Source organism: Brooklawnia sp. (genome assembly GCF_049651565.1).
Taxonomy (GTDB): domain Bacteria; phylum Actinomycetota; class Actinomycetes; order Propionibacteriales; family Propionibacteriaceae; genus Brooklawnia.
The window spans coordinates 1-12143 of record NZ_JBASCI010000049.1 but is presented as its reverse complement, the minus strand read 5'-3'; the positions used below and the strand labels follow the sequence as shown (position 1 = coordinate 12143).

Here is a 12143-nt window from a genome sequence, read left to right as displayed (position 1 = left end):
CCCGTGCAGCCCCGCCCGGGCCACTACCAGGACGCCCCGGGACTTGATCCCCGGGACCCCACCCGCGGGCCGTCCGCCCGCCCCCGGGCGAGCACTTTCCCGCGGCCGCCACGCATAATGCCCGGTCCCAGGGCCAAACGCGTACATCCTTCGGCGTCCGGACCGCAAAGTGCCCAGCCACCCCGTGAAGCGCCGCCAAGGCCACTACCAGGACCCCACGGAACTTGATCCCCGGGCCGCCACACGCCGACCGGTTTGCCGCGGCGCTCGTGCGCCGAGATTGGCTGGCACTAGGCTGGAGCAGGACCGTCGGCGCCCGATCACGGCGGGCCAAGGAGCAGAAGGGACCAGAGATGGCTGAACGTCCGAGAGCCAGCGACTACATCAAGGTGTTGAAGACCACCGTTCCGAACATGTTCGGGCAGATCAGCGAACTGGCCAAGGCGGAATTGAAGCCGGCCGTCAAGCACGGCGGGATCGGGGCGGGCGTCTTCGGCGGCGCCGCAGTCGTGGGCCTGACGGTCCTCAAGCTCTTCCTGCTCACCCTGGCCTTCGCGCTGTCGATGATGTACCACGAGCTGGCGGGGTTCAATCCGCTGACCGCGTTGACCCTCGGCTTCCTGACCACTGCGGTGCTGGCGTTGATCATCATGGTCGTGCTGGCGCTGATCGGGCGCTCGCAGGTCAAGAAGGTCAAGGCCCCATCGGCCACCATCGCCGAGACCAGGGCCAGCCTGGGCGCGATCACCGACGCGATCGAGAACGGCGTCTCGGACGCCCAGCACCGCCGCGCCCCCGCCGACGCGGTGGCCGTCACCCGCGCCGTCATCACCCCCGAGCGGCGGCTGGACGGCTGGTCGGAGCCCGGCGAGATCGAGGACTGAGTTCAGCGCGGCTGGCGGTCGCGCTGGAACCGGTTCGGCACCTCGACCACCCGTTCGGTGTCCCAGGGACGCCACCAGCCGCCCAGCCGGAGCAGGGCGTCGGTCAGGTAGGCGGTGAACCCCCACAAGAAGATGTCGCCGAACTGCCAGGCCGGACCGCGGTGCCCACCCGGCAGCTTCCAGGTGACCCGGTTCGCCGGATCCACCAGTTCCGACACCCGCCAACGGTGGATGGCCGCCACCTCGACCGGGCTGGCCAGCACCAGCGGATCATCCCCCGACCAGGTGCCGACCACGGGTGCGACGTCATAGCTCGACACCGGCAGCCGGGTGGCCGGTAGTTGGCCGAGCACCGAGACCTGGTCGGGCGGCAGCCCGACCTCCTCCCAGGTCTCGCGCAGCGCGGTGGCGACGTAGTCGGCGTCCTGCGACTCGAAGCCACCGCCCGGGAACGAGATCTGGCCGGCGTGCCGCCGCAGGTGGGCCGACCGCTCGGTGAACAACAGGTCGGGGTCGTCATACTCCGACAACAGCAGCAGCACCGCCGCGCCGGGCGCCCCGTGTGGACGCCGTTCGGCGGCCAGCCGCTCGGCCAGCCTCGGGTTCGCCAGCGCGTCGACCAGCATGTCGAAGTGCTCGTTCACAGCTGATCTCCCGCCTTCACCAGCAGCCTGGCCTGCTCGGGGTCGGTCGGCCCGACCCCGAAGCTCGGACACTCGGCGGCGACCGGGCAGGCACCGCAGGCCGGCTTCCTGGCGTGGCAGCATCGGCGGCCGTGGAAGATCAGGGTGTCCGACACCTGCGTCCAGTCGGCCTCGTCGAAGAGCCGGCCGACCTCGACCTCGACCACCTCGGGTTTGGTCGACGCCGTCCAGCCCAGCCGCTTCGACACCCTCAGCACGTGGGTGTCGGTGGTGATCGCCGGCAGCCCGAAGGCGTGTCCACGCACCACGTTCGCTGTCTTCCGGCCCACCCCGGGCAGGCGCACGAGGTCTTCCATGGCCACCGGCACCTGGCCGTCGAAGTCGTCCACGATCGCCCTGCTCAGCCCCAGCAGCGCGGTGGTCTTCTGCCGGAAGAACCCGGTCGACTTGATGACTGTTTCCAGTTCGTCGCGGTCGGCGCCGGCCATCGCCTCCGGCGTGGGCCAGCGCTCGAAGAGCCCGGGGGTGACCATGTTCACCCGGACGTCGGTCGACTGGGCGGACAGCACGGTGGCGACCAGCAGCTGGAACGGATTGCTGAAGTCCAGCTCACAGCGGGCGTCCGGGTAGGTCTCGCGCAGCCGCTCGAAGACCAGCCCGGCCTGGTTCTGCACCACTCAGACCCCGACCACCAGTTCGACCTCGACGGCGGCGTTCATCGGCAGCGCCGCAACCCCGACGGCGCTGCGGACGTGGCGTCCGTTGTCGCCGAAGATCTCCAGCAGCAGCTCGGACGCCCCGTTGGCGACCTTCGCCTGTTCGGTGAAGGCGGTAGAGGAGTTGACGTACACCATCAGCCGCACCACCTCGCGGATCTCGTCCACGTGGCCGAGCAGGGCGGTGATCGCGGCCAGCGCGTTCAGGACGGCCGTCCGGGCCGCCTGCTGTCCGTCGGTGACGTCGAGGCCGCCGCCGAGGCGTCCGGTGAGGATCTTGCCGTCGGCCTGGATCGGCAACTGGCCGCTGGTGAACACGCGCGAGCCCCAGCGCTTGGCCGGCAGGTAGGCGCCCAGCGGCGCGGTCTTCAACGGCAGCTCGATACCGAGCTCAACCAGGCGTTCACTGGCCAGCATCAGGACTCCTTCACCAGTGGCCGCTTGAAGTAGCCGACCAGCGTGTCCGGGTTGGGGCCGGGAGCGAGCTGGACGAGTTCCCAGCCGTCGGCGCCGAAGTTGTTGAGGATCTGCTGCGCGACATGGCTCAGGATGGGAGCCACGAAGTACTCCCACGGGATTGGCTGCGGTGCTTCACTCATGGGCCCAAGCGTAGTTCAGCCCACCGGCAAGCGGGACGCCCCACGTCGCGGGCCGGTCGGACGCGTGGTTACCCGATCGGGAACTGTCGGCCCAGCCAGTCGATGGCCAGGCCAAGCCAGGACGCGAACGGCCGGTCGACCATCTCCGGGCGTCCGGTGGAGGTGAATTCGGTACCCAGGGCCAGACCGTGCGGTCCGCCGGGGAAGACGTGCAGTTCGAACGGGATGCCGTGGTCGGCGAGCTGCGCGGCCAGCCGCAGCGAGTTGGCGACCGGCACCAGTTCGTCGGCGGCGCTGTGCACGATGAAGGTCGGCGGACAGGACTGGTCCACCGCCTCGAGCAGGGCGGGTGCGCCGTGCACCTCGGCGCGGCAGACCCGCAGGGTGCGTTGCATGATCACCGGATAGACCAGCAGCGTCGCGGCCGGCCGGACGCGTCCCAGCAGGCTGACCGAAGCCGCCAGGTGCCCGCCGGCGGAGAACCCGAGCACGGCGATCCGGGTGGGGTCGACACCCCACTGGTCGGCCCGGTCGATGATGGTCTGCAGGGCGGCCTCGGCGTCCAGCAACGGTGCCGGCCAAGTGCTCGCTTCGGCCACCGAGTAGCGCAGGACGAAGGTCTGGTACCCGGCGCCGGCCAACGCCATCGCCACTGGTTCACCCTCCCGGTCGGAACAGAACTCGTAGCTGCCGCCGGGTAGCACCAGCACGGCCGGCCGCCGGGACACGTTGACCAGCTTCGGTTTCTGCTCGTGGGCGTAGCTGGTCAGCGTCACCGGTGGGTTGCCGGTCGGGTGCACGACGTCGTGGATCATGGCTGCACTCTAGGCTGCGGCCGGCCCCTGCACCCGGGATCACTTGGCGGTTTGCGCGCTGTGCCACAGTTGTTGAATGGCCAACGACACACCGATTCAGATCCCGACGATTCCGCTCTCGGACGGCGGGGCGATCCCGCAGGTAGGCACCGGCACCCTGTTCGCGAAGGGCAACGAGCTGGCCGAGCTGCTCGCCCAGACCATCCGGGCCGGCTACCGGCTGCTCGACACCGCCGCCCAGTACGCCAACGAGGGGGCGGTCGGCGAGGCGATCCGCCGCTCGGGGGCGCCCCGAGAGGAGATCTTCCTGACCACCAAGGTGGCCGGGATGGACCAGGGTCGCGACCTGACCCGCCGCGGGCTGGCCGAGTCGCTGCGCCGGCTGAACACCGACTACGTCGACCTGCTGCTGATCCACTGGCCGAACCCGTCCCGCGGGCTGGCGGTGGAGACCTGGCAGGAGATGCTGGAGCTGCAGTCCGAAGGGCTGGTCAAGCACGTCGGTGTCTCGAACTTCCTGCCGCACCAGCTCGAGGAGTTGCACTCCGCGACCGGAGTCTGGCCGGTGGTCAACCAGATCCAGCTCTCCCCCGCGCTGGCCCGCACCGAGTTGCGCGCCTGGCTGGCCTCGAAGGGCATCGTCACCGAGGGCTGGCGTCCGCTCGGCGGCAGTGAGCGGCCGATGGACCAGATCATCACCCACAAGATCGCCAACCGGCTGGGCGTGCACGTGTCGCAGGTGGTGCTGCGCTGGGCGGTCCAGCAGGGCGCGGTCGTGATCCCGTCGTCCGGCAAGCCGGAACGCTGGCACAGCAACGCCGACCTGTTCAGCTTTGAGCTCACCGAGCAGGACATGATCGATCTGGCCACCCTCGACCTGGGTGAGGACGCGGCCTGGGACGCCAACACCCACGAGGAGTGGTGAGGGTCAGCGTCACAGCTTCAGCTGGATCCCTGAGGTCTGTTGCTTGATCATCTGGTCGATGATGTCGGCGATGTGGGCGCCCGCCTCGACCGCGTTGGTGCCCTCCCGGTGGATGTTCGACACACAGGTCCGCTCCGACTCCGGCATCCCGATCCGCGCCTGGTAGGCCAGGTAGGCGCTCAGCGACTCCGGGGTCGCCAGGCCCGGCCGCTCACCGAGCAGCACGCAGGTCACCGTCGCACCCAGCGCCTCCGAGATCGGCTCCATCGAACGTACCCGGCCATACTTGACGAAGAACGGCGTCCCCATGTCCAGACCGTGCAGCTTCAGCCCCTGCTCCAGCGATGGCATCAGGTCGCGAACGTTCGCCTCCACTGCCGTGGACGACAAGCCGTCGGCGATGTACACCTGAACCTTCGGCCTGGCCGTGCAGCGTTGCTTGATCTGTTCGATGGCTGCATCGTCGAACTGGGTGCCAAGGTCGGGGCGCGTCAGGTACTCGTCCTTCGAGGTGCACTTGGTTTGCACGGTGAACAGCCCGAGTTCGTCCAGGAACTCCTGCGACACGTCGGTGAAGACTGCGTCCATCGCGGTGGCGCAGTCTGCCCAGAACCGAAGCAGTGCACTGGTGGTGTACCCGCGAACATAACGCGCGACTCATCCGAGGGCGCACTACAGGGACCGGAACGTCCGGGACATGGGTGGCCCCCCGCCACCCATACGCCAGCTGGCCGACCAGAGTCAGCTGGTCAAACCGTCAACGGCGGCTTTCGACCGAACTCGGCACCGGCGATGAAGTCGGCCGGCGCTGCGCCGAGGCATCCGCATCGAAAGTGCTGTCGACCACGCGTACATCCTTGGACGCTGACACTGCCGCATTCAGCACCGCCGACCACGACTTCACATCCGGACGCTGCCGCAGCAACTGCCGCCGCTCGCGTTCGGTCATGCCGCCCCACACACCCCATTCGATGCGATTGTCCAAGGCTTCAGCCAGACATTGCGCTCGAACTGGGCACCCCATGCAGATGGTCTTTGCTCTCTTCTGGTCCTTGCCCTCGGGGAACAGGGCGTCATTCATTCCTCTGCATTTGGCCAGCAGGGGCCAGTCTTCAGGGTCAGGCACGGCCATCAACACGCGCTCCTTCCTTGGGCGGGTTATCGACAAACCTACACCCGGATTGAAGGCCAGCGAAACCGCCCGTTTGGCGGTATGGGACAAGCACCTTCACATTCCAGCGGCCGGACCGCTGAGCGGGCTGGGCGAGGCTGCCCCGAGCAGAACCCGGCCGGCAAATCGTGGGCGCCCGAAACGTGGCGTCGGACCTCCGGTCACGTACCCTAGGGGACGTGAGCGCGAAGAACGTAGGCACCAAGACGTACTCCCTACTAATGTTCCTCGCCGTCAGCATCCTGGCAGGTGTTCTGGTGGCCGGACTGGGTCTGCCATTCGCCGCTTTGGCGGCTGGCACCACCCGGGCCGCCGCGACGGCGTTGCAGGACGTGCCCGCAGACCTTGCGGTGCCGCCGCAGCATGAGGCGTCCAACATGTACATGGCCGACGGTTCGCTGCTCGCCCGGTTCTACGACCAGAACCGGCAGTACATCCCGCTCGACCAAATCTCACCCGAGATGCAGATGGCCCAGATCGCCATCGAGGACCATCGCTTCTTCGAGCACGGCGCCATTGACCTGCAGTCGATCTTCCGGGCTGCGGTGAGCAACGCGGCCGGCGGCACGATCAGCGGCGGCGGGTCGACGCTGACCCAGCAGTACGTGAAGCTGGTGCGTGTCCAGTTGTGCAACGGCGAGAAGACCTGCGAGCAGGAGGTGCAGGCGCCGAACATGGACCGCAAGATCCTGGAGATGCGCTACGCGGTCGCCCTGGAGCAGAACCTGGCCAAGGAAGAGATCCTCGAGCGGTACCTCAACATGGCCTACTACGGCGACGGCGCCTACGGCGTGCAGGCGGCGGCCCGGCACTACTACAACATCGACGCCTCCGAGCTGAACGTCGCCCAGGCCGCGATGCTGGCGGGCCTGGTGCAGAACCCGGGCGCCACCGATCCGGTGCACAACCCGCAGGCTGCGCTGGCAAGACGCAACGCGGTGCTGGACGCGCAGGTGCGCTACCAGGGGATGCCGATAGAGATCGCCGAGGAGGCCAAGCTGGAGGGCTTCGACGCCTCCCAGGTGCAGGACACCCCGAACGGCTGCCAGGGCACCGCCTACCCGTTCATCTGCGACTATGCCCAGCGCGTGATCACCAGCGAGCAGATGTCGTCGCTGGGGGAAACCTTCCAGGACCGGCTGAACACGCTCAACCGCAGCGGCCTGGAGATCTACCTCACAATCGACCCGGTCGACCAGGACATCGTGCAGAACACGATCAGTTCGGTGGTGGGCCCGGAGGACGCGGTGCTGGCGATCATGAACACCGTCGACCCGAAGACCGGCCGCATCGTGGCGATGGCGCAGTCGCGTCCGGTGATGGGTGACGGACCGGGTGAGACCGCCTGGAACTACTCGGTGCGCTACGACATGGGCGGCGCCGACGGTTACCTGTTCGGTTCGACGTTCAAGGTGTGGACGGCTGCCGCGGCCGTCCAGCAGGGCAACTTCCCCGACACCACGTATTACAACGTGCGGCCGACCCAGAACTGGCGCGGCCAGTGGTTCCGCGGCTGCGGCAACGAGCGCTTCCAGTTGATAGACAACTACAGCACCAGCAACGCGGTGGCCGGGCAGACGTCCGGGAACTTCAACATGGTCACCGGCATGATGTGGTCGGTCAACAACTACTGGGTGTCGCTGGTGCGCGACGTCGGTGCCTGCCAGGCCGTCGACATGGCCGAGCGGGCGGGCGTCGAGATCTCGCAACCCGTCGAGGGCGAGGCTACCCTGGACGACTTCAACTACGTCCCGTCGTTCACGCTGGGCGCGGCCAAGGTGACCCCGCTGTCGATGGCGGTCGGTTACGGCACGTTCGCCAACCGAGGGGTGCGCTGCAACCCGATCATCCTCGACTCGATCACCACCCGCGACGGCGTCGAGGTTCCGGTGCCGGACGCCGACTGCCAGCAGACCATCGACCCGCAGGTGGCCGACGCGGTCAACTACGTGCTGAACCGCACGCACACCTCGGGCCTGTCGGCATCGACCTACGTCCCGAACGGGATCGACCAGGCGTCCAAGACCGGTACCTCGGACAACTCCCAGTCGAGCTCGGCGTTCGTCGGTTACACCCCCGACCTGTCGACCTCGGTCGTGGTGGCCGGTGACAACCGCAGCGAGGCCTGGTTGCGGACGCCGGAGCAGGCCCGCAACGTGCAGACGATGCCGCTCAGCCCGTTGGGCGGACGAGGCCTGGGCAGCTACTCGCGCGGGGACGCCGGCGCCCTGTGGCGGCCGGCCATGGAGCAGCTGATGCAGGGGATGCCGCAGTCGAAGTTCGAGCCGTGGGTCTCGCCGGTGCCGATCACGCCGCCACCTGGCCAGGCTTCGACCGCGCCGCGGTCGAACAACGGTCGATGAGGTGCTCCGGATCGAGCTATCGGCCATGGACGGCGTGCATTTCGAGGCAATGTCGACACGCCACGGGTACCGGATAGGTTAGTGAAACGGGAAGGATCCAGCTCGTCCGAGTTCGTCGCGAAAGGAGCAGACCAGTGGGTGCCTCGGTTGTCTGGAGGGCCGCCGGGGTGGCCGTATCCGTTCTTCTGCTATCGGCTTGCGCTGGGCCGCCGCAGTACGACTTCGAGCCGCTGCCGCGCATTGAGGATTATCGGCCGTCCGAGTGGGACATGGACAAGTACGGGGAAGATCTGGGCGTCCTGGCCGCCGAATCGGGCATCGCGCATCCTCCGGAGGTGGAGATAGTCCGATGGCTGAATCCTGAAGAGCGCGTCGACGTCATGGTCGCCTGCCTTCGCGACAAAGGCGTCGACGCCCGTCGCACCGATGACCTCGGCTACCGCATGACATCTCCGCCTGGCCAGGAAGAGCAGACGAACCTGGCCAGGTACGTGTGTAGTGGCCAGTATCCCGTTCGGCTTGACATCGCGAGGCCGCCAACCGGCCAGGAGCAACGTTGGCTGTACGACCACTTGATCAGGGTGTGGCTGCCTTGTGCTGAGGACGAGGGCTACTCCGACCTGACGAGGCCCAGCTTTGATGACTATGCGTCGGCGCTCCAGCAAGGAACCGTTGATCCTGTCATGGTGGAACTGCACCAGAGCTACTCGCCGGACCAATGGGTCGCTGAGGAGTTATGGGAAGCGTGTCCGTACTGGCCCGAGGGCTACCGGCAGTATGAGACCGATTGACCTGGCTTGGCCATGAGTACCACAAATGAAGGTTCGAAGAGACGATGATGATCCAGCTTTCAAGAATCGTATGACCAGCGAATTCCGGTCCTGGCGACAGCCACTGGGGCCAGCGGCACCCCAAGCCACCGAGCTCACGGGCGTCTCGCGAGTGTTGAGTAGCGCCACCGCGGCGGTTGCCGGTCTGGGTGCCACGATCGCGGCCGGCGCCTGGCTGGAGGCTCGGGCGTTCCTGTTGCGGCGCGCCGTGGTGCCGCTGCTGGCGCCCGGACAGCGGGAGATCCGGGTGCTACACCTGTCCGACATCCACCTGATGCCCTACCAGGGACGCAAGCGCGACTTCGTCGCCCGGCTGGGCGGGCTGCGTCCAGACCTGGTGATCAGCACCGGCGACAACGCGTCCAGTGCTGATGCCATCGAGCCGCTGCTGGAGGCGCTGGAGCCGCTGCTGGGGGTGCCGGGAGCGTTCGTGCTGGGGTCGAACGACTTCTATGAGCCGCGGTTCCGCAACCCGGTCAGTTACCTGTTCGGACGCTCCGAGCCGCAGCAGGAACCCACGCCCCTGCCCTACCGCAGGGTGGTGGACGCGTTCGAGGCGGCCGGGTGGGTCTACCTCGACAACGCCGCCGGACGCCTGGCGGTCGCCGGTCGGGTGGTCGACCTGCGGGGCACCGCGGACGCGCATGCGGGCCTGGACAACTACGCGTCGGTGTCGGGGCCGCTGGGGGCCGATGCCGACCTGACCATCGGGGTCACCCACGCACCCTATCGGCGGGTGCTGGACGCGATGGTCGCCGACGGGCTCCACATGGTCTTCGCCGGGCACACCCATGGCGGGCAGGTGTGCCTGCCGGTGAACCGAGCGATCGTGGCGAACTGCGACATCCCGCTGCGGCAGGCCAGCGGCCTGAGCACCTGGAGCAGCGGTGGCCGCACCGCACCGCTGCACGTGTCGGCGGGGATCGGAACCTCCCCGATGGCTCCGATCAGGTTGTTCTGCCGACCGGAGGCGACGCTGCTGCGGCTGGTGCCGGTCTGCTGAGCCGTCCGGCCTGGGGGCGGCGTCCGGCTTGGATGCGGCGTCCGGCTTGGTGCCGCGTCCGGCTGACGGTCGGAATTGGTGCCCGGCCGCCGGGGTGGGTTAAGCTAACTGTCGGCTTCAGGGCCATCGGGGTGTGGCGCAGCTTGGTAGCGCGCTTCGTTCGGGACGAAGAGGTCGCAGGTTCAAATCCTGTCACCCCGACCAGTTGCCGCTCTGACTTGGGGGAACACTCGAGGGAGAGCGGCTTTCGTCGTCTTGGCCCCGAGGGAGGTCTTCGGCTCCTGGCTGGGGCCTGTCCTTGGGCGGGCTTCTCGGCGCCCCCACCCTTGGACAGCATCCGCCCCGGGGCACGGAAAGTGCACGCCCAGAGCCCCTTCTGCGTGCAGCATCCGGCCCCAGGGACGGAAAGTGCACGCGGCGTCCGGCCTTACCGCCTCCGCGGCATCGACCTGCTATTGACCCCACCCTTGGGCAGTATCCCTCCTGGGGCACGGAGGGTGCACGCCCAGAGCCCCTTCTGCGTGCAGCATCCGGCCCCAGCGACGGAAAGTGCACGCTCCGCGGCCTGCGGCTCGACCGCTCCCGCGGCGGGGACGCTGCTGGCGGGGCGTGCACCAAGCGCGTCTTGCGAGCTCACCTTCATCGGGGTCAGCCCCACACTTCGAGGTCGCCGTGGGGACAACGGCGTCCTGAATTGGGTCGCTCCATCGATTGACTTCTACATGGTGGCGCGGATGAAGCCGAAGTAGTTGGTTCGGAATCGTTCGCTGCCCTGCCAGCCGTCCCACGTCCTTGCCCAGCTCCAGGTATCGAGATGCACCCACCGCTGGGTGTCGTCGACAAACGGCATCGACTGCAGGTGCACGTAGTGGTTGGGCACGGTGAACAAGTTCCCGTCTGGAACCGTGGCGGGGATTGTGTTCGACATGTCATAAATCGCGGGGGTGTTGATGAATAGCAGGATGTCGAGGTCCGGTCGGGGGTTCTGCATCAGGAACTGCTGCAGGTCAGCCGCCATGACCAGATTGGTGGCATTCTCAACCGATGCGTAGAGACCAGTCGCGCTCAACCAGCCGGCCACTGTGGCTGGCAGCGTGAGGCCGGCGACGGCGTCCCCCACGGTGTAGGGCTCGCCTGCGTAGTCGAACCAGATGTTCTCGGAATCGCGCAGCGCGCTCAGCAGCATCCAGTCGGTGCATTCGGGGGTCGCGCCCGGATGAGCTGCGTCGGTGGCCAGGCGGAGCTGTCCGTAGCGTTGTCCCAGCAGCTTCCAGCTCGGGGCGATCAGGAGGGAGCCGATCCGGGCGGACCCGTCCCGCAGCAACGCACAGGCGAATCGGGCGGCCGCGACCGGGTCGTGTTCCAGCCAGAGCCGGTAGAAGACGGCCGGTGCGCAGGCGTTCAGGCCGCGCTGCTCGATCAGCTCGGGATTGGCGAGCAGCACCCGGAGCCTGGCAACCACGTCGAACCCATCCAGGCCCCAGGCCACGCTCCCGGGCATGGCCTGGGCGAAGGCGTCCACCTCTGCTCGCGCGGTGTTGACGTCGCTCACTCTTCGCAGACCGGACATCATGCTCCCTTCGAAAGACCTCCGAGTCCCGGTGGCGGTCCCCGCAAGTACAGGCGACGGGGGACGCGGCCGAGGTGGGAACCTGACGTGCAGGGGCCCACAGAATGGAAGGTACGCCCCTGCCGCGGCGTGGGGAATATGCCCCAGAGGGACTTTCGCGTGCGGCGAGCACTCCGAGCACTTTCCGTCCCTGGGTAGGGATGATGCACGGGTTCGACCCCGGAACCGGGCACTGTTCGGCCAAAGTGCAGGAAAGTGCCAGCCGAGAGGCGCGGCGGACCAAGAAGTGAGATCAAACCCTGGGGCAGCAGCCAAGGCGACGGGACCGGGTTCCGGAGCGCCCAACCGACCGCCCCAATCGCGACCCCGGCCCGATCAGGTCAGGTCGGCCAGCTGGGCGATCCCGGTCAGCGCAGCAACGGCGGAGCGCAGCACCGGGACGGCCAGCACCGCGCCGCTCCCCTCGCCCAGCCGCATCGAGAAGTCGACCAGGGGCTTCAGCCCCAGCCGGTCCAGGCCCAGCGCTTGCCCGGGCTCGGGCGAGCGGTGGCCGGCCTGCAGCCAGGCCTTCGTCCCGGGCGCGTAGTCCTCGGCGACCAGGGCTTCGGCGACCGCGATCACCC

At 68.0% G+C, this 12143-nt stretch carries 13 protein-coding genes, 1 tRNA gene and 1 pseudogene; 6 read left to right on the top strand and 9 right to left on the bottom strand.

Annotated features, from left to right (window positions below; translation table 11 throughout):
- Positions 1 to 353 precede the first annotated feature (353 nt).
- On the top strand, positions 354 to 884 hold the full coding sequence (locus tag WBL05_RS02465) for a phage holin family protein (RefSeq protein WP_424223504.1): 531 nt from the start codon (positions 354 to 356) through the stop codon (positions 882 to 884).
- Positions 885 to 886: 2 nt separating this feature from the next.
- On the opposite strand, the gene WBL05_RS02460 is transcribed toward WBL05_RS02465, so the two are convergent.
- The 5 genes from WBL05_RS02460 to WBL05_RS02440 form a co-directional block, all read right to left on the bottom strand.
- The gene (locus WBL05_RS02460) at positions 887 to 1528 is read right to left on the bottom strand and encodes an NUDIX hydrolase (protein WP_424223503.1); all 642 of its coding nucleotides are present in this window, start codon (positions 1526 to 1528) and stop codon (positions 887 to 889) included.
- Positions 1525 to 2202, bottom strand: a complete 678-nt coding sequence (nth, locus tag WBL05_RS02455; RefSeq protein WP_424223506.1) for an endonuclease III — start codon at positions 2200 to 2202, stop codon at positions 1525 to 1527. Before nth ends, WBL05_RS02460 begins: the two co-directional genes overlap by 4 nt.
- Positions 2203 to 2205: 3 nt before the next feature.
- The gene (locus tag WBL05_RS02450) at positions 2206 to 2661 is read right to left on the bottom strand and encodes a RidA family protein (protein WP_424223501.1); all 456 of its coding nucleotides are present in this window, start codon (positions 2659 to 2661) and stop codon (positions 2206 to 2208) included.
- Positions 2661 to 2843 carry a hypothetical protein gene (locus WBL05_RS02445; RefSeq protein WP_424223500.1) on the bottom strand — a complete coding sequence of 61 codons (183 nt, stop codon included), beginning with the start codon at positions 2841 to 2843 and terminating at the stop codon, positions 2661 to 2663. Before WBL05_RS02445 ends, WBL05_RS02450 begins: the two co-directional genes overlap by 1 nt.
- A gap of 68 nt (positions 2844 to 2911) precedes the next feature.
- On the bottom strand, positions 2912 to 3658 hold the full coding sequence (locus WBL05_RS02440) for an alpha/beta hydrolase (protein WP_424223499.1): 747 nt from the start codon (positions 3656 to 3658) through the stop codon (positions 2912 to 2914).
- 76 nt (positions 3659 to 3734) lie between these two features.
- Between WBL05_RS02440 and WBL05_RS02435 the strand changes: the two genes are divergently transcribed.
- A complete protein-coding gene (locus WBL05_RS02435) occupies positions 3735 to 4583 on the top strand; it encodes an aldo/keto reductase (protein WP_424223498.1) in 849 nt (282 codons plus the stop codon).
- A 9-nt stretch (positions 4584 to 4592) separates the two neighbouring features.
- Here the strand turns inward: WBL05_RS02435 and eutC are convergent.
- Together eutC and WBL05_RS02425 are read right to left on the bottom strand one after the other, a co-directional pair.
- Positions 4593 to 5213: pseudogene (eutC, locus tag WBL05_RS02430) on the bottom strand (ethanolamine ammonia-lyase subunit EutC); the annotation flags it as partial.
- A gap of 127 nt (positions 5214 to 5340) precedes the next feature.
- The gene (locus WBL05_RS02425) at positions 5341 to 5715 is read right to left on the bottom strand and encodes a WhiB family transcriptional regulator (protein ID WP_424223496.1); all 375 of its coding nucleotides are present in this window, start codon (positions 5713 to 5715) and stop codon (positions 5341 to 5343) included.
- Positions 5716 to 5933: 218 nt separating this feature from the next.
- Here WBL05_RS02425 and WBL05_RS02420 point away from each other — a divergent pair, with 218 nt between their 5' ends.
- From WBL05_RS02420 to WBL05_RS02405, 4 genes are all read left to right on the top strand, one after another.
- Positions 5934 to 8117, top strand: coding sequence for a transglycosylase domain-containing protein (locus tag WBL05_RS02420; RefSeq protein WP_424223494.1), 2184 nt, complete (start codon positions 5934 to 5936; stop codon positions 8115 to 8117).
- 167 nt (positions 8118 to 8284) lie between these two features.
- Positions 8285 to 8908 (top strand): hypothetical protein, encoded by a 624-nt coding sequence (locus tag WBL05_RS02415; protein ID WP_424223493.1) that lies wholly within the window; start codon positions 8285 to 8287, stop codon positions 8906 to 8908.
- 154 nt (positions 8909 to 9062) lie between these two features.
- The gene (locus WBL05_RS02410; protein ID WP_424223492.1) at positions 9063 to 9950 is read left to right on the top strand and encodes a metallophosphoesterase; all 888 of its coding nucleotides are present in this window, start codon (positions 9063 to 9065) and stop codon (positions 9948 to 9950) included.
- Positions 9951 to 10077: 127 nt separating this feature from the next.
- Positions 10078 to 10154: transfer RNA gene (locus WBL05_RS02405), tRNA-Pro, on the top strand.
- A 514-nt stretch (positions 10155 to 10668) separates the two neighbouring features.
- On the opposite strand, the gene WBL05_RS02400 is transcribed toward WBL05_RS02405, so the two are convergent.
- Both WBL05_RS02400 and WBL05_RS02395 read right to left on the bottom strand, forming a co-directional pair.
- Positions 10669 to 11502, bottom strand: coding sequence for a hypothetical protein (locus WBL05_RS02400; RefSeq protein ID WP_424223491.1), 834 nt, complete (start codon positions 11500 to 11502; stop codon positions 10669 to 10671).
- A gap of 393 nt (positions 11503 to 11895) precedes the next feature.
- Positions 11896 to 12143, bottom strand: a 248-nt coding sequence (locus tag WBL05_RS02395; protein ID WP_424223489.1) for a nicotinate-nucleotide--dimethylbenzimidazole phosphoribosyltransferase, incomplete at its 5' end; no start/stop codon positions are given.